This window comes from Roseovarius sp. 217, assembly GCF_000152845.1.
Lineage (GTDB): Bacteria > Pseudomonadota > Alphaproteobacteria > Rhodobacterales > Rhodobacteraceae > Roseovarius.
This window is the reverse complement of record NZ_CH902584.1, coordinates 417271-435033: the sequence shown is the minus strand read 5'-3', so window position 1 is coordinate 435033 and position 17763 is coordinate 417271. Positions and strand designations below refer to the sequence as shown.

Here is a 17763-nt window from a genome sequence, read left to right as displayed (position 1 = left end):
TTTTCCACCCATGCCCGCAACAATAGCGACGGTTTGGTGGGAAGGCAGTTCATCCCACTAGGTCATCGAATACATCGAGATGTTCTACAACCTGAAACGCAAGCACACGAACAATGGCATGCTGTCGCGTGTCGACTTCGAGATCAGACAGAAGAAACTGAAGGAAACGGGCGTCTAGGAAACTAGGGGCACCTCACCCAGCCTAACGTACTCCGATTCTGAACCAGTGTGAGCCAGCCAGAGCGCATGTATGTGATTGGCAAGGTCTACCGGATCGAAGGGCTTCGCTATGACAGCCAAAGCACCATTGCGGCGAAGGCTGTTTGAAAAGTCTCCGTTAACCCTCGCCGTCATGAAGACGACGGGCACCTCACTTAAGCCGGGCAGGCTACGTAGCTCACGAAGCGTCTCTTTGCCATCCATGTCTGGCATCATGTAATCCAAAAGGAAAAGGTCTGGGCCAAACGCTTCCGCTTCTTCAGTCGCCTGTTTGCCAGAAGCACATTGCAGAAGGTCAAATTGACCAATTAATTTCAGCGCAATGTCGGCTATGGTTCGAATGTCTTCGTCATCATCTACATGAAGTATCCGCCGCAACTCTCTCATTACATCGTCCTCAGAATATAACCATCTTCAGCCAAACCTGAAAACAGATTGCATGGTAAATATTTAATTTTCAATTATTTATCTCCATCAGGACACTAAATTGATCTCGTGAATGCCGCCACCCGAAGGCATCAATTCATACATCTCTTCCATGTTTCTTGAATGGACCGATACTTTGTCTGTTCTTTGAGCAAGCAGTTATATTTGACTGACGTGAGCAGGTAGGAAATTTCAGTGCGCTGGGCCCATTCAGTTAGTGAGGACACATCTTACCGTCCTTTCTTAGCGAGGGCTTTCTCAAAAATTCTCTCTTCAATGTCGTCGACGCGCGGCAAATCAAGCGCAAGCGCATCTGGATTGATTGAATGCTCGCCCCGCACATCGTGTGTTGTCGTATTCGAGGACGCTGGACGCGGTCTGGAAATGTTCGAAATCCTCAGTTTCAGCGCCTTTGATCCAGCCGATTGAGCTTGAGACAGTCCAAGGTTGACTCGATTTTGCATGTTCTCTGCGGTCTCGCCGGCGTGCCCTGAGCTGTGGTTGCTCAAGCATATAATAAATCGTCCTCTACCGAGGTAAGAAAAAAGGATCTGGTCTCCACTCGCCGCCTCAGAGAGAAGGCTGCTTACTTGGTGCAGATGTCGCTTCAACTCCGTATAATCGGCCTGACTAAGAAGCGTCCCAAAATCTTTGATTTGAACGCGGTATAGATTCGGCGTTTCATCGCGCGAGCGCAGTTCAGACAATCTTTTCTGGAGGCAGGAGAACTCTACCATCCCCTTTATCTTGGGAAACCAGACGGGTTTTATTGGGGTACTGTCATGCAAGAGATAGTTGCGGCGCGGGGGCATCTCAGAACCGCCTATTGGGGCTTTCGTTCTGTTGATGAATTCAACGAGCAACATCGCAGTCTTGATGCGCCCCACCAGTTCGTTGTGATCAAGGGGCTTGCGTAAAAAGTCGGTAGCACCCGCGCTAAACGCGCGCGACATGAGGGTGCTATCACGCTGCGAGGTTACCATAATGATTGGCGCCAGTTTGCTGTCGGCTCGCATGCGCAAAATATTACAAAGATCAATGCCGTCAGAATGACCCAGAACGATATCCAACAGAAAGCAATCAAAAGGTGACGACCGTTGGTCAAGCAGAGACAGCGCCTCCTCAGCGCTGTGAGCTACTGTAACATCGCGTAGGCCAAGCTCAGCGAGTTTCGTCACTACCAGCTTTGCAAAGACTACGTCGTCATCAACAAGAAGAGTTCGCATTGTCGAAGCTCGCCATAGGTAGTCAGATCCCTTATTCCACTAAGGTTTAATAAAACACGATCGTGGCATTTTATTGGCGAATGGCCTTCTGATCCCTTCGGCGGCTGAGAAAACGCTTCTTTGAATGCAAACCAAAATTTTGAGTTTGCGGTGATCGTTTGGCGTAAAATTGGCAAAACTGTGAACTACCATGATGAGCGATGCACGATTGAGCAGGTCACCGCCTGTCTCATGTCAGCACGACCTGTTGGGCGACTTCTCGCTGGTTTGCTCGCTGGTTTGAACGTTTCTCCACAATTCGAACAAATTTTCAGAATACTACCTAAAGGTGCGTGATGTGCCCGATCGATATGACCGCGCATTGTGGAGGGCATAGAGAATTTGATGAGAGTATGTAGAGGCGAGGCGTCACATGAAAATCATAGCAGTAGACGATGATCTTGTGTCGCTGAACTTGCTGCGCGATTGTCTTCAAAGCGAGCGAGACCACGACGTAACCTTGAAGCCTTCTGCGTTGGACGCGCTGGAAACTCTTCAAAAAGAAGACATTCCTTTCGACTGCATCCTCTTGGATATCGAGATGCCGGAGCTAAGTGGAATAGACTTATGCAGAGAAATTAGAAGCCTTGCGGCATACCATAGCGCGCCCATCATAATGATTACCAGGCGCAGAGACCACGCGTCGATCTCGCAGGCTTTTGCGAACGGCGCCACTGACTACATCAAAAAGCCCTTTGATGCATTCGAGGTGCTAACACGGATCAATGTCGCGGAACGTCTTGTCCAAGAGCGGCAGGCTGCCTTGGATAGCTACACTGCCGTGAGAAACGTGTTGGGTTATACGCCGCCGGTCTTATCCGCCAAGCAAATAAAGAAGAATGACGCGTTCATTGCATCAGGAGCTATGCAAATCAAGCTCGAAGGGCTCTTACCCTTATCGGTATTCAAGAATTACCTCGAACAAGTCGCTGAAACTGAAGTGTGCGACACGTATCTCTTTGCCGTCAGGATCCAGAGTATAGACAGGATCTTTGCAAGTATGGACGCAGCTGATTTCTTGGAATTTCTCGAAGCGTTTATATGCGCGCTGAAAAGCACGTTTGGTGCTGAAGGTACATTTCTTTCTCATGTTGGGAATGGGACCATGCTATGCGCGATGAGTAGCGATGGTGGGTTCGCGCCCGACGAAGCGCAGTTATCTATATATATGACGCTGAAAGACAATTATCCTCGGAAATGGGATCTCGATTTAATGCCTGATGATATAGTTTCTGGCCATCCGATTAGCTTGAGCAAGACGCAAAAGCTAAATTTCAAGAGAGCTATGAAAGCTGCTCTTGCGCGACTCGATCAGCGCCCAGGCGACAAGATCAACTTATACCCGTCCAAGCGCGTGGGTTAAAAAGTCTGATACTTGACCAGATACTTTCAGGCAACGTTTGCAGAAACGGGCTCAATCAATCATTTGGCCATTATTTATCGCTTCGATGTTCGTGAGCGGCTATGAGTTCATGCAAACATGGATTCGTCGTTGAGAACAAGAAACATTAAAACCAACAAGTGGTCTGCGTGTTCGCGCATTTCAGAAGTCGCTTCTGACCAGCTTGTGCTAAGTGAGGCGACAAAATCATCAATCTCAGCTGCGACATGCCCAAGATCTGGAAATCCAAGGGTGGCTGCCGTTCCAGCGATCTTGTGGCAAATTCGCCCGATCTCGCGGCAGGTCTGAGAGTGATCGGCTACCTGATCCAATTGATCGCGAAGCATTTCCACATCGCGATACTGTTTTTCCAACTCGTTAAGAAAATGCGTCCTAACCTTTTCAAGCCGGATCGAGATGTCCTGTTGGATCATGTTTTATTCCTAGAGCTTAATTCAACCAATGCCGAGCAGACGCTTGAGTTTGCTGGACGGAGCGCGTTCCTGTGGAACTGGACATAGCGCCCGTGCCTCTGCGGACTGCAGTGCTTGAAAAAGTGCGTCTGATATGTCCCGCGAAGCCGTGAGCTCGAGCGAAATACTTTCCCCAACAACTGGCGTCTGCGAGATCGCCCGACCATCGCAGAAATGAAGGTCCATTTCTCGGACAGTTCGGCTAAGTCGCGTTTCGAATGCATCTGGAGCGAAGTTGGAGGCATTGGTGAGCACGCAAACAAAACGACCCTCTCCAGCATGGCTTGCAAAGAATAGATCCGGTTTCAAGCATTCTGAGATAGCTTCAGCAAAGTCACTTACCGCTGCTTCAAATTCAAACACACTGCTTGCGCGAAACGCCCGGGCCATATCAGGCACCACAATGCCAAAAGCGATCATGTCGTATAAAGAGACACGTGAAATCTGTAAGAGGTAGTTTTCCAATGCTAGGAAGTCAATGAAACCGTCAATCCCACGCAGGGAGAGCCGTTTCTCAAGGTCTGCCGCAGTAACTGTTGACGCTGGCGAATTCAATTGAGGAGTGGGATTGCGTTCCTCGAGACTACGGTACTCTGAGAGAAGAGATTGGATAAGCCGCAATCTGGAGTGGATTTCCAACACGTCGAACGGCTTGGTTATGTAATCGCTGGCACCTGCATTAAACGCTCTGTCTATGTAGGTGCGGTCGGACATCGCGGTGATCATCAGTATCGGGCTGTTGCGATATTCATCGATCCGGCGAATTTGCGTCGTTAATTCAATCCCATCGACCTCTGGCATCTGGATATCAAGGAGGAAGCAATCGAACGGGACATTGACTCGATCGATCTCGGCTAATGCTTCGGTCGCAGAATTGCATACCGTCAGGTTACCAAAGCCAGCGGCGCGGAGCACCTCGGTCAGAAGCTCCAAGATGATCGGGTCGTCATCTACTGCTAGAATTTTCATCTTATTCCCTTGAACAAGAGACCAGTTTGAGATGCGATGCGATACGAGACGATGCAATACGATACGCGGCAGCGTCATCTATCAGGATGTTCTAAGAACCGGGCGAAACTAAGGCGGTAATGGTATGTATTTCGCGCAACCCTAGGTTTTTTGAAAGCTTTTGCCTTATGATCAGCGAGCAAGGTCGATGAGAAATCTACGGCCTCGCTGAGATTTGACCTGCTCTCCTGAGAGTCCGCTAATTTAGGTTAGCTCTGTGCAGGTTTAATCAGGTGGTGGCGCCAATACGCTGTGTCACACTCGAGACTTTTCTTGGTCAGATTGCAGTAGCGTTCTAGGTTTTACGTGCAATAATGCGCGCTTCCTGTACCTTAATGGCCAAAGCGGCAGACGTGAGGTAGCAGAACGTGAGACACGTAAATTTCGCGGACCGTCACTGGCGTCGCGGTATCGGCCAATGGGTTGCCTCTGTAGCCATCGGCGTTGTTTCGGCAGTTGGTGCCGGACACGCGCAAACAGCGAGCGAGATTACTCCGCCAACCTTACAGCCCGAGTTGCAGCGCTTGAACGGTGCCGTTGTCTTTACTGGCCGAACTGGTACGCAGGCACCACCGGGTTCCGATGAGATCGGCATCACCTTATCAGGTGTAGATCTGCGCAATGCTCTGCCGCAACTTGCCGCACAGAACAACGCCTTCAAGGCGCGATTGACCTCTGGCAGGGTTCCGGTGTCCGAACTGTTCGACGCGACAGCGGCGCTGGAGGAAGCTTATGCCGACGCGGGTTTCGTGCTGACCCGTGTTGTGTTGCCACAGCAAAGCCTGCGTGATGGTGGGGTGTTGCGGGTAGAGATCGTAAACGGCTTTATCGAGCGGGTCGACACCAGCAACGTGCCAGCCAACGCGCGGTCGCGGATTGAAGGCCTCACTGCGCCGATAGTCAACAAGGAGGGCCTGACCCGCGGGGAACTGGAGCGGCAATTGCTCCTGGCGGGCGATGTGCCGGGCATCGCCCTCAAATCGGCTCTTGGGGCGGGTGATGAGCCCGGCAGCGCCGTGATCGCGCTTGATCCTGAATATCGCAAGGTGACCGGCTTTGCCGGCTTCGGTAACCCGACCGACGTCGGGTTGGGACGTGTGGCGTTCAATCTCGGCATGGAAGTCAACTCTCCGCTGAAGTTTGGAGAGACCTTCTACTTTCGGGCCTCGGGCGCGCCTCAGGATTATTTCAGTGACGATCCGCGCAGCCGAATTCTTGCTGTCGGGGCCGTTGTGCCACTGGGGTTCTCCGGGCTGACATTGAATGTTGAGTTGACCTCGAGCGACACCAAGCCGGACGATGATGTGGTTCCGACGCGGTCCTCTTTCGATCGGCAATCAGTGCGGCTGAGCTATCCGTTCGTCCGGTCGCGGCAGTTGAACGTCACCGGACAGGTGGCGCTGGATCTTCAGAGCGACAAGCAGGACCTGCTTGGGGCTGGGGGCGCGCGGGTGCCGATTTACCGCGACGAGATCTCGGTGCTGCGGTTTGGCGGGAGTGTGTCTTATTTTCATAAAGACGATTCCGTGACGGAAGCGGGATTAATCCTGAGCCAAGGCCTCGACGCGTTCGGGGCACGCACAGCCGCAGAGGCGGCCGCGGAGGGTGTGCCATTGTCGCGCGCCGGCGCAGATGCCGATTTCACCAAACTAGCGGGATCGTTCTCGCATCGGCGAGCGCTTGCGGCCAGCTTTCCCCTTGCACTGTCGGTGACGGGGCGCTTCCAGACATCCTTCGTCGACCCGCTCGTGACGTCTGAGCAAATCAGCATCGTTGGCGCACAGGAATTGTCAGCGTTCGATTCGGGCGTGCTAAGAGGAGATAGTGGGTTTGTCGTCCGCTCGGAGCTGTCGACGCAAACAAGGGTGACGCTGGCGACGGTGCCTGTTTTGCTGAGTCCGTATACGTTCCTGAGCTATGGCGCGGTATATTTGGAGAACCCCTCGGCAGCTGAACAAGAGCGCACAGAGGCGTTCGCCTACGGTATTGGTATCGATTTTTTTGCACAAACTGATTCAAACTTCCGGTCAAGCAGCTTGCGCGTTGAACTGGGCAGAAGGGAGACAGACGATGGGTCGTCAGATGACAACCGATTCACTATTTCCGGCAATTTCCGGTTCTGATTCTCGGGCCGACTACCGGCGGTTGTTGCAGGCGTCGGTCGCAGCCTGCATTTGCCTTCCGGTCGGGGCGACGGCGCAACAGGCGGCTTTGCCGCAAGGCGGGCAGGTGGCAAGCGGCACAGTGAGCATTAATACGCCCGGTGCTGGGACAATGACGATCACGCAAGGCTCGGATCGGGCGGTGGTTAACTGGGACAGTTTCTCTATCGGGGCAGGTGCCCATGTGGACATTCGGCAGCCTTCAAGCAATGCGGCAATGCTGAATCGGGTCACGGGGAGCACCACTTCGGAGATCCACGGACGTTTGACCGCGAACGGACAGGTGCATCTCGTCAATCCAAACGGCATTTTCATCGGACCGACTGGGACAGTAGACGCAGGCAGTTTCGCGGCATCGACGCTGGGTATCAGTGACGGTGATTTCAATGCGGGGCGGCTGCAATATCGGGGCACCGGCAGTTCGGCGACGGTCGAGAATGCTGGCCGGGTCAGCATCGGGCGCGGCGGCTATGCGGCGCTGCTTGGCGGAAAGGTGCGCAACAGCGGTATTGTGACCGTGCCATACGGACGCATCGGCTTTGCCTCGGGCGAACGTGTGGTACTGGATGTGTCAGGCGATCAGTTCTTGCAGGTCGCGCTTCCATCGGAGGGCGAGGACGACGGAGAGGCTTTGATCGACAATTCGGGCACGGTCAGTGCTACGGGTGGTCTCGTCGAGATGCGCGCAGCGACGGCGCGCAATGCGGCGCGCAATGCGATCAACCTATCGGGGGTCGCCGAGGCAAGCTCGGTTTCCGTGCGCGGCGGGACGATCACGCTGGGAGGCGGAGATGGCGGGTCGGTTCGTGTCACGGGCAAGGTATCGACGCGGTCGCGGCCGGTATCCGCAGACGTTGCTGTCACGCAATCCCTGCGTCCACGGGCGCGCGGTGGGGACATCACGATCACGGGCGCTAAGATTGCATTGGATGGTGCGCAGATCGACGCGAGTGGCGCGGGGGGCGGTGGCTCTATCCGGATTGGTGGCGATTTCGCGGGGCAGGGGACTTTGCCCCGTGCAGGGACTGTTTCGGGCGATGCGCAGACCGTGATCAACGCGGACGCATTGGAGCGGGGCGACGGTGGCCAGATCGTGCTTTGGTCCGACGAGTACACACAATTTGCGGGCGCCCTTTCGGCACGGGGTGGCGCGCAGGGTGGCGATGGCGGTTTTGTCGAAGTCTCGAGCAAGCTGACCCTGAACTATACTGGGCTAGCGGATCAGAGGGCACCCTTGGGCAAGTGGGGCATGCTACTGCTGGACCCCACGGATATCGTGGTTGATCCGGGTGCCGGCGGCGAAAACATGCTGGAGGCCAACCTTGCGTTCGGAGATGTGATACTGAATACGAGTGGGTCCGGCACAGGCTCGGGCGATATCACGGTCAACGCCGATGTCGACTGGACTGCGGCGACGACGCTGACCTTGATCGCGGATGACGATGGGACGACCAGCGGGACGGGAGGCAATATCGCACTGAACGGCGCGATCAACGGCGCGTCCGGTGGGTTGCGGCTTGACGCGGTGAACCAGATCGCCACCGGGGCGGGAGGCGCGATCAATGTCGGGTCCTTCACCCTGGTTTCGGGTGTCTGGACACAGAACACCGCGACACTTCCCGCCTTCTCGGCCGATGATTTCGCCATCAACTTCGGTGCATCCTTTTCACGGTTCGTTGGCGGAACGGGGGTCTTGGGCGATCCGTTTCTCGTGGCGGATATCTACGGCTTTCAGGGTCTTGTCCCGAACGGGATCAGCAATGGTTTTGTGGCGCTGGCCAATGACATTGACGGCAGCAGCACCGCAACCTGGACCGAGGGTTTCAGCCCGCTCTTCCTTTCCGATGGCACGTTCGACCTGGACGGCCAAGGCTTTAGCATATCGAACGTCTTCAGCGCGCCTGACAGTGGCGAGGGGCTGGCCCCTTACGGGCTGTTCAGCTTCCTGTCCACCGATTCCGTCGTGGAAAACCTGACGCTAGAAGGCTTCACCATGATCGGTTCATCGGGCGGTTTGCTCGCAGCCTTCAACGAGGGCACGATCCGCAATGTGCGTGCAAGCGGGACATCGTCAGGCACCGGCGAAGCGGTTGGCGGTCTGGTTGGGGAAAATTTTGGTCTGATTGAGGACAGTATCGCGGATGTGGCGGTCACGGCAGACGGGTCCGAGGCGTTCGGAGGCCAAGTCTTTGCCGGAGGTTTTGTCGGGCACAACAATTTTGGCACAATCAACCGGTCACATGCCTTGGGGAATGTGACCGTCACCGACGAATTCGATGGAGCGGAATTTTATGTAGGCGGATTCGCTGGCGTGGAAAATTCCAACTTCGGTGGGACGATCAACGATAGCTATGCACGGGGCAACGTCACAGTGACGAGTGAAACGGCAATGTCCGAAGTCTATGCAGGCGGTTTCGTCGGCGAGATCAACGGCGATATCTTCCGCAGCTATTCGACTGGAACGGTGACCGTCATCGGTGATGCTATTGCTACGGTCGGCGGGTTTGCCGCGACTGATCAAAGCGGATTTTCCAGCGCCGACACGAACTTCTGGGATATCCAGACCTCAGGCCTTGCCACTTCTGCGGCCGGAACCGGCCTGAGTACGGCGCAATTCCAAGACACCGAAACGTTTATTTCACTGGGTGAAGTGCAGGGATGGGATTTCGCGAATGTCTGGGCACCGGGGGATACCGGGTTTTATCCGGTCAACTACACCACTAGCCCCGTGATCCTGGTGACGCCAGACCCGCTGACGCTGACCTATGGCAGCACGACGACTGCAGTATCCTCCGGCACGATCAATGGCGGGCCTGACCTTTATGTGTTCGACGATCCAGCGGATACACTGGACGCCGATCAAGCGAGTGCGCCGCTGACCTTTGCCGACGAGAACGTAGGCACCACGACCTTCATGCTCGATACCGCCAGTGTCACATCGGATTTGGGGGTCATTTACCGTGTTGTGGACAGGTTGGGCGACGCCGAGATCACCCCCGCGCCCCTGACGATTACTGCCAATGATGTGGCCAAGACCTATGGCACGCTGCTGGAATTCGACGGGACGGAGTTCACTGTCGGCGGGCAGCTCTTCTTTGACGACACTGTGGATTCTGCGGCATTGACCAGTGATGGCGCGGCTGGAGAGGCGGCCGTGAACGGTGGCACCCCCTATGGCATCGCGATCAGTGATGCGGTGGGCGAGGGTATTGCCAATTACGACATCACGTTTGAGGACGGCGCACTCACGGTCGATCCCGCGCCCCTGACGATTACCGCCAATGATGCGGCGAAGACCTATGGCACGCTGCTGGCGTTCGACGGGACGGAGTTCACCGTCGGCGGGCAGCTCTTCTTTGACGACTCGGTAGAGACTGCGACACTGACCAGTGACGGTGCAGCGCAGGAGGCGGTCGTGAACGGCGGCTCCCCATATTCCATTGCAATCAGTGACGCGGTGGGCGCGGGACTTGACAACTATGACATCACGTTTGAGGACGGCGCGCTTACGGTCGATCCCGCGCCCCTGACGATTACCGCCAATGATGCGGCCAAGACCTATGGCACGCTGCTGGCGTTCGACGGGACGGAGTTCACTGTCGGCGGGCAGCTCTTCTTTGACGACACGGTAGAGACTGCGACGCTTACCAGTGATGGCGCGGCTGGGGAGGCGGCTGTGAACGGCGGCACCCCCTATGCCATCGCGATCAGTGATGCGGTGGGCGAGGGTATTGCCAATTACGACATCACGTTTGAGGACGGCGCGCTCATGGTCAATCCCGCGCCCCTGACGATCACCGCCAATGACGCGGTCAAGACCTATGGCACATTGCTGGCGTTCGACGGGACGGAGTTCACCGTCGGCGGGCAGCTCTTTTTTGACGACATGGTAGAGACGGCGACACTGAGCAGTGATGGTGCAGCGCAGCAGGCGGTCGTGAACGGCAGCTCCCCTTATTCCATTGCAATCAGTGACGCGGTGGGCGAGGGCATTGACAACTACGATATAACGTTTGAGAGCGGCGCGCTGACGGTACAGCCCGCACCCCTAACAATCACTGCCAATGATGCGGTTAAAGTGTTTGGGACATTGCTGACATTCGAGGGAACGGAATTCACCGTCATCGGACTTGCGGTTGAGGGCGACAGTGTCGATTTTGCGGAGCTGAACAGTGAGGGCGCGGCGACGTCGGCAGTCGTGGCGGACAGCCCGTTCCCGATCGAGATTTCGGCCGTGGAGGGCAACGGCCTAGAAAATTACGACGTGACGCTGGAAGAGGGTGCGCTTACCGTGACGCCCGCGGTGGTGAACGACGTGCCCGTGCCACCAGTGTTTGTCGGATTTCCGCTGCCGAACCCGGGCGACACGATCGGCGGCGACTTTGGAACTGGTGGTAACGACGGGCCTGGTGGGACGGACATCGGGGGTGCCGCTCTGCTAGGGGCCGCCGAGGCTACGTTCGAGAAGGTAGACGCGCTTTCTGAGTCGTTGGAGATTGCGGCAGATTCCTGCGGGCAGAGCAGTGGCGATGTCAGCCGGTACTTGGCCTGCATGTCTGACTCACTCAATGAATTCGCGAATGAGCTGGATGCGATTTCGAGCGACCTGCCGCCCGGCATGCAAAACGTCGCGCGGATTGTGCAGGATGCACGGGTCCGGGTCGATCAGGCGCGGGTGCGGGCGCAGCAGCGGCTGGCGGGTGCGACCACGGATGCCGAGCGCGAGGCGATCCGCCGCGACGCCGTGAGCGAAGCGCGCGATGCACTTGCAGATGCCGCAACGGAGATCCGCAAGTCGATCGCGCTAGTGCGCGTTGAGGATCCCGAACTGGCGACGGTGCAGCGGGCAACGGTCACGCGGGTGGCGAGTGCGATGGACAATGTCGGCATCAAGATGAGCCGGGCCGTCGGCCTGTAAAAAGGGAGTCCCTGAAAAGTGCTGCGCGGATTTTGGGTTGTCTTGATCTTGGTGCTGACCGCGACGGGTGGACTGGCCGAGACACGTCTGGCTTTTGTGGTTGGTAACTCCGCCTATGCCAATGTCAGCCCGCTCGATAATCCGATCAACGATGCGCTCGATGTGTCGGTGGCGCTGGAGGGGCTGGGGTTCGACGTGATCCTCGGGTCCGACACTAATATGGAAGAGATGCGTGAGGGCACGGCTATTTTTGCCGAACGCGCCGCGACGGCGGATGTGGTGCTGTTCTATTACGCCGGGCATGGCTTTCAGGTCAGCGGGCAGAATTACCTCGTGCCGGTCGATGCCGATTTGCAATCGGTCGACGATCTGGGTGAACAGACCGTGGCGCTGACCGATGTCCTGACGGCGATGCAGAAATCCGATGGTCTGAAGCTGGTGTTCCTCGACGCTTGCCGCGACAATCCGTTCGGTGTCGAGCTGCGCGTCGAAAGCGGCTTGGCACGGGTCAGCACGGCGGCGGATTTCATGTTCGTCTATGCCACTCAGCCCGACAACGTGGCCTATGACGGGACCGGGCGGAACAGTTTCTTTACTGAGGCGGTGCTGAGCCATATCTATACGCCTGGGCAGGACATTCAGGATCTGATGATTTCGGTCCGGCGCGACGTACTGTCTGCCACTGGCGGGCGGCAGATTCCGTGGGAAAACTCATCGCTGACCCAGTCTTTCCGGTTCGACAACAGCCCCGTGACTGCGTCGGAGGAAACGATGCTCTGGCAGGTCGCGGCGAGCGAGCAGGATCCTAACCTGATGCAGCTTTACGCCGAACGCTATCCGCAGGGCGCGCATGTGGACGATGTGCTGGCGTTTTTGCAAACCGGTACACAGACACGGACGCTAGGCATTCGCAACGCTGAGGCAGAGGCGGACAGGCTGTGGCAGCTGGCGCGGCGCAGCCGGATGCGGCCGTTGCTTGAGTATTACCTCGACCGGTATCCGAACGGTGCCGACGTCGCCGAGGCGCAGCGCTTGCTCACGCTGATTCCTCCGCAGGAGGACAGCACGCCGGGTGGTGTCTGCGAACGGCTGGCAACCCATCCGCGCGACGCAACGGCAGTGCACTCCGGGATGCCTTTCGATCGGTTGCAGCAGAGCGCTCTGACCGCTATCCAGGCTTGCGCAGCGGCTTCGGCGCAGTTTCCCGAGTTGCCGCATTATACCGCGCTTTATGCTCGTGCTGTCGCGGCCTCGGGCGATATTGAGCGGGCAGTGACCTTGTATAAGAGTGCGGCGGACCGGGGCGATCTGCGCGCCATGGTGAGTCTGGCACAACTTACGGAATCCGGCAATGGTTTGCCCCAGGATCCAGAAGCGGCGCTGGCGTTGTACCAGCGTGCGGCGGAGGGCGGCAGCCCAGATGCCATGATAAACTTGGCGATCATTCTTTTCGAAGGGCAGATGGCACCAAAGGACGAGGAACGGGCAATCGAGCTACTGCGCGCGGCAGCAAAGAGCGGATCACCCAAGGCGGTTTTCAACCTTGGCGTTCTGGCTCAGGACGGCGTGGTCGATGCGCCCGGCGAAGCGCTGAAATATTTCCGGCGTGCCGCAGATGAAGGTGAGACTGAGGGTTACCGTGCCGCGGCGATTCTTCTTGATGAGGGGCGCGGGGTGCAGAAGGACCCGGACGAGGCGGCGAACTTACTGTTGCGTGGTGTTGCATCAGACCGGGGTGCGTTGCTTGCGCAGTTGACCGAAGCGACGGACCAATGGTCCGACGACACGATCCGCGCAGTGCAGAGCCGTCTGAAGGCTGCTGGCTTTTACGCCGCAGCAGTCGACGGTCTGCCGGGGCCGAGTTTCACCGCAGCGCTGCACCGCTGGCGTGATGGCGGGTTCAATGTGGATGTGCTGGTGAACTGAGACCGCTCCTCTAGGCATTTTTCTGCGACTGGAGTGAGCGACACCCCATAGATTAAGAACAGGTTGCCAGCGAAAGCTCCGAGCGCACCGTATCCGGATATGTGACACTCATAGGCCGCCCGCCGCCAACTTTGTTAAGAATACTGGTGCCAAGCCGCAGTCTGGTGCCGCTTAATTCATACGGTCGAAGTTCGTTTGGTCGAACTCGCCTCTGTCCCCGCTATCATGGTCTACTCATAGGACTAAAAGTCCGTCTGCCTGCTCAGACACGCTTACTAGTTTTTTGCCCCCGATTTACAGCTTCATCTCGCTGGTTCCATTGGCTTCGGCACGATGGTGAGACGCTGGATGTCGACAAAGCTGCCCGCCGAGAGTTCGGCGGCCAGTTTTGCCCAAGCTTCACCGCCGTCGACCTCGTCATAAAGCGATCTTTGGGCCGTGAACAAATCCAACGGCGTATTGGAAATGGCGTCGATCCAGGCCATTTCCAACTGGTCGCCGTGAAGGTTTACGAGCCGCAGTTCGACGCCCGGTGCCAGGGGATTGGCGGGACGGTTGCGCAGGATCGCAAGCTTCATCAACTCGACCGATACATCCCGCAGCCCGTGCTGCGCTATCAGAACTTTTTCGCGGAAGGCGGGCCAGCCAAAGCTGAGACGCACGGTGAGTAGTTCGCCTATCTCCTTCGCAGCGTCGGGCGCGCCAGATCCATATGCTTCCTCAAAGGCGGTGTTGGCGGCCTCTTCCTCTTCCTTCCAATGGGCCATGGCAGACAGGGGGCGGGCCATCATCCACAGCCCCTCGCCGACTGAGAGATAGTTGATTGACGGTTCAACCCGGAATGCGGTCTCGCATTTCTTGCAGGTGTGCGACTGGATCGTGCCTGTGAGGATCGCCTCGGTTAGGTCGACGCGGCGGTCGCCGTTGACACTGGAAAATATCTCCATCTCGGCGATGGTGCCGCAGTTCGGGCAAGGGGCTTGTTCAACTGTAAATAGGGACATCCGTAGGGTCCTTTCGTTTGGCTGCGAAGGCAGGGGCGTTCAAAGCTTGCTGAGCCACGTCTGTGCCGGGTGGGAGGGCTTGAGTTTCTTGGTGTGATACGCTGCGTATAGTTCCGAGAACCATTCACCGGGAGCGCGGAACTGGTAGCCCGTAATGCCCTTGCGGCGCGCCGACAGATCGTAGGAGACCCAATGGTTGGGATAGGCCTCATGGATCATCCGGCCGGTCTTCGACATATGGCGGGCGTTGGAATTGGTGGCACTGTCCCAGATGTCCGTGGTGGTGCGCACGGCGCCCAGCCAGTCGAGGAAATTGTCCCGTCGCGTTTCCCATTCACCTTGCGTGACGCCGTCGGGCGGCGGCGGCAGGTCAGGATTGCCGCCCGCCATCTTGCGTTCGACAAAATGCGCATCGAAATCGAACTCGTCCGCGACTTCGACACTGATCTGCGAGGTATCGCCACCATGTTCGCGCCAGCCGCCGAATTCCGCACCCGCGCCCTTCGAGCGCATGAAGCCCTTGCGATCATCAACTGCATGGCCGATTTCATGAAGCGTTGTCCATTTGCCGTAGGTTGGATTGGGCACTTCGGTATCCGGCACGGGTTTGCATTCGTCGTCGATGGCGTCGAGTTGGTCGGGGTCGCCCAAGGCGTTGCCGTCCAGATTGAAATCGTTGAAGCAGGCCATAACCACGGCGCCGTTGGAGGGCTCGTAATAGGAGCCGCTTTCATCCTCGATCCGGTCAAAGCGGGCGAGGCTGGGGTTGAGCTTGGTGTTCGTCTCGGGAACCGAGGCGAGCATCTCGTAATAGGCCTTGAGGTTTGGCACGGGGGCATCGAGTGCCGGACCGGTCTTGGCCCCGCTGCCGTCCTCGGTGCGTGTCGCCTTGCTGGTGAATAGCTTCACGTCCATGTTGAAGCGGACCGACAGGAGTGTGGACATGACCTTTTGCGAGGCGTTGTCGGGCAGGCTCGCCACCATTGCATCGAGCTGCCGCTGACCGTCCGGCAGGGCAATCAGGGCGCGGATGTCCGCCTCACTCAGGTCGCCGTTGGTGTCTGCCAAGGTCGCCAGTTTCGCGACCGCGAGCAGCGCGTCGGCGGCGGAGAGCGATCCGTTGGCCTTGATCTGGTCGAACTTGGCCGAATGCTCCTGCGCCTTTGTCAGGTGCTCGTTAATTTTTGGCTCGGTTTTGGCCTTGTCGGGGTAATTGGTCTTGGCTAGCTCAGTCGCGGCCTTTTGAGTGTCCGTGAGGCGGATGCGGAAAGCATCTTCGGCGTCGGCCAGCTTGCGGGCGATCTCTACCTTGGTTTCGCCATCGATTAGGTGTGCGAGTGCCGTTTCGTCATCTGCGAGCGCGGCCTTGCGGGCATCCTCGGCCAGTTTCGTTACGGCGGCGAGCCGGTCCTTGATGTAGCCAGCCTGTTCGTGTGTGGCCTCAAGCCCGGACACACGTTCGTCCAAAGCATCGGCGCGGGAGTAGATCTGATCGACGTTCTGGGCAAGCCGGTAAGCGAAGGTAGCGGTATCGGCCGCCCGGCTGAGGGCCGCGCGGGCGTTCGATTCGTCACCATTTTTGATTGCGGTCTCGGCAGTTTCGATCGAATTTGCCAGGGTCTTGATCGGTTCGTCGATCTGCGCAGCGCGTTTGTGATCGACAAGCGCCTTATGGCTGGATTGGACGTCCTTTAGCAGCTTTGACAGATCGCCTTTCGGGGCATCCTTGAGCAGCGCAGCAAAAGGCGCGGCCTTTTCCGCCTCGGTCACCGCGTCGGTGCAGCGCTGCGGTACCATTTCGAGGCGTGAGGTGGCGGCGCCGTATTTTAACTCGCTTGCCTGATTGATGCAGGCGTCGCGGAAGGCCTCAATCGCCCTGATATCAGCCTGCACGTATTCGGCGAGGTGATGTTTTTTCAGTTGATCGATGGCCGTATTGGCCGGGATCAGGGCCGCCTCGAATTCCTCATAAGCGTTGCACAGGTTAAGAAGGGTTTTGATGCGATCAGGCATCGATTTCATGATCAGGGTGGCGTTGTAGTAATCGCGTCTGGCTTCCTCCTCCGCAGCCAGTTCGATGTCGGCATTGATCAGCGGATACTCGGCGTCGGCACCGGGGTTGAGGGCCGTTGTCAGCTTCTTGAACTCGGCCATTGCGGTCTGCTTGACCACGGCGTAGTCGTTCTTTTGTTGGATGATTTTCACGGCTCCGGTGATCTCGTGATAGATGGTGGATGACAGGCGCGCGGCGAGCCAGGCGCTGTGTTCCTCGAGTTTTTGCTTTGCCAGCGCGATCTTGGTCAGGATCGCCGACCGTTCTTCCGAAACAACGGGATCGGTGATGCTCGGTAGTCGGTCGGTGCAATCATCTTTGATCATCTTAGTGACGGCATCGTAATCGCTCTTGTAATTGTCGGAGATCACCTTGAGATCTGCGCGCCCGTTAACGATGAAATCGCGTGAGGCCTTTATCGCGGCATAGTCAGGTGGAGTTTTGCCAGCGTCGCTGTCGATGGTTAGAAAGCGCGCTTCGTGGGTAGGAAGCTTGAGCGCAACGCCGTGGTAGGTCTTGCTGATGTCAAGCGCGGTCTTGGCCTCAGCCTTCTGCTTGGCGATCCAAGTATCGGAAGTGTTGGTGATCTTGAGGTCGAGCGCGCCGAGGATCTTCGTTGCTTGGGCGGCGTTGAAGTTTTTCTTGTCCTTCTCGACCATGTCGGTGACGCGCTGGATGTCGGACGTCAGAACGCCACCGTCCACGAAGGGCGGAATCGCCTGGATGCGTTGCGCAAGGCGGGCGCGTTCGGTCTGGAAGGCGATCAGCGTGTCGGCCATATCATCCTTTTCGACCTGGGAGGTGCCTGAACGGAACAGACCGCCTGACTTGAAATGCTTCTTCAGGAATTTCTGGCTTGCGGGGGAAAGATCGGAAAAGGGCATGGTTCAGAGTTCCGTGTCAAAGGTTGCTGACCGTGACGGTCCGG

10 protein-coding genes are annotated in these 17763 nt (G+C 57.1%); 4 read left to right on the top strand and 6 right to left on the bottom strand.

Annotated elements, in window-relative coordinates:
* Nucleotides 1-174: 174 nt before the first annotated feature.
* Nucleotides 175-606: a response regulator gene (locus ROS217_RS02045; RefSeq protein ID WP_009815984.1), complete on the bottom strand. Its 432-nt coding sequence runs from the start codon at nt 604-606 to the stop codon at nt 175-177.
* Nucleotides 607-875: 269 nt separating this feature from the next.
* Nucleotides 876-1871 (bottom strand): response regulator, encoded by a 996-nt coding sequence (locus ROS217_RS23065; protein ID WP_009815983.1) that lies wholly within the window; start codon nt 1869-1871, stop codon nt 876-878.
* A gap of 412 nt (nt 1872-2283) precedes the next feature.
* Between ROS217_RS23065 and ROS217_RS23060 the strand changes: the two genes are divergently transcribed.
* Nucleotides 2284-3273: a response regulator gene (locus tag ROS217_RS23060; protein ID WP_009815982.1), complete on the top strand. Its 990-nt coding sequence runs from the start codon at nt 2284-2286 to the stop codon at nt 3271-3273.
* Nucleotides 3274-3380: 107 nt separating this feature from the next.
* Here ROS217_RS23060 and ROS217_RS02030 read toward each other — a convergent pair whose 3' ends face one another.
* Nucleotides 3381-3725, bottom strand: coding sequence for an Hpt domain-containing protein (locus tag ROS217_RS02030; RefSeq protein ID WP_009815981.1), 345 nt, complete (start codon nt 3723-3725; stop codon nt 3381-3383).
* A gap of 21 nt (nt 3726-3746) precedes the next feature.
* Nucleotides 3747-4733 (bottom strand): response regulator, encoded by a 987-nt coding sequence (locus ROS217_RS02025; protein WP_009815980.1) that lies wholly within the window; start codon nt 4731-4733, stop codon nt 3747-3749.
* Nucleotides 4734-5296: 563 nt separating this feature from the next.
* On the opposite strand from ROS217_RS02025, the gene ROS217_RS02020 reads away from it, so the two are divergent.
* From ROS217_RS02020 to ROS217_RS02010, 3 genes are read left to right on the top strand one after another with little or no spacing between them, the layout of a single operon-like run.
* Entirely contained in the window at nt 5297-6895 is a 1599-nt protein-coding gene (locus ROS217_RS02020; RefSeq protein ID WP_009815979.1) for a ShlB/FhaC/HecB family hemolysin secretion/activation protein, read from the top strand.
* Entirely contained in the window at nt 6855-11852 is a 4998-nt protein-coding gene (locus tag ROS217_RS02015; RefSeq protein ID WP_157046509.1) for an MBG domain-containing protein, read from the top strand. The genes ROS217_RS02020 and ROS217_RS02015 overlap by 41 nt, the downstream gene beginning before the upstream one ends.
* 18 nt (nt 11853-11870) lie before the next feature.
* A complete protein-coding gene (locus ROS217_RS02010) occupies nt 11871-13778 on the top strand; it encodes a caspase family protein (protein ID WP_009815977.1) in 1908 nt (635 codons plus the stop codon).
* A 302-nt stretch (nt 13779-14080) separates the two neighbouring features.
* On the opposite strand, the gene ROS217_RS02005 is transcribed toward ROS217_RS02010, so the two are convergent.
* Both ROS217_RS02005 and ROS217_RS02000 read right to left on the bottom strand, forming a co-directional pair.
* Nucleotides 14081-14782, bottom strand: a complete 702-nt coding sequence (locus tag ROS217_RS02005; RefSeq protein WP_040650292.1) for a CpXC domain-containing protein — start codon at nt 14780-14782, stop codon at nt 14081-14083.
* A gap of 39 nt (nt 14783-14821) precedes the next feature.
* Complete coding sequence (locus ROS217_RS02000) at nt 14822-17719, bottom strand: hypothetical protein (RefSeq protein ID WP_009815975.1); 2898 nt, start codon at nt 17717-17719, stop codon at nt 14822-14824.
* Between the last annotated feature and the right edge of the window lie 44 nt (nt 17720-17763).

What these genes read in the sequence shown, in the direction of transcription:
- ROS217_RS02045 (WP_009815984.1), bottom strand. Translation starts at nt 606, where the DNA reads ATGAGAGAGTTGCGGCGGATACTTCATGTAGATGATGACGAAGACATT.
- ROS217_RS23065 (WP_009815983.1), bottom strand. Translation starts at nt 1,871, where the DNA reads ATGCGAACTCTTCTTGTTGATGACGACGTAGTCTTTGCAAAGCTGGTA.
- ROS217_RS23060 (WP_009815982.1), top strand. Translation starts at nt 2,284, where the DNA reads ATGAAAATCATAGCAGTAGACGATGATCTTGTGTCGCTGAACTTGCTG.
- ROS217_RS02030 (WP_009815981.1), bottom strand. Translation starts at nt 3,725, where the DNA reads ATGATCCAACAGGACATCTCGATCCGGCTTGAAAAGGTTAGGACGCAT.
- ROS217_RS02025 (WP_009815980.1), bottom strand. Translation starts at nt 4,733, where the DNA reads ATGAAAATTCTAGCAGTAGATGACGACCCGATCATCTTGGAGCTTCTG.
- ROS217_RS02015 (WP_157046509.1), top strand. Translation starts at nt 6,855, where the DNA reads ATGACAACCGATTCACTATTTCCGGCAATTTCCGGTTCTGATTCTCGG.
- ROS217_RS02005 (WP_040650292.1), bottom strand. Translation starts at nt 14,782, where the DNA reads ATGTCCCTATTTACAGTTGAACAAGCCCCTTGCCCGAACTGCGGCACC.
- ROS217_RS02000 (WP_009815975.1), bottom strand. Translation starts at nt 17,719, where the DNA reads ATGCCCTTTTCCGATCTTTCCCCCGCAAGCCAGAAATTCCTGAAGAAG.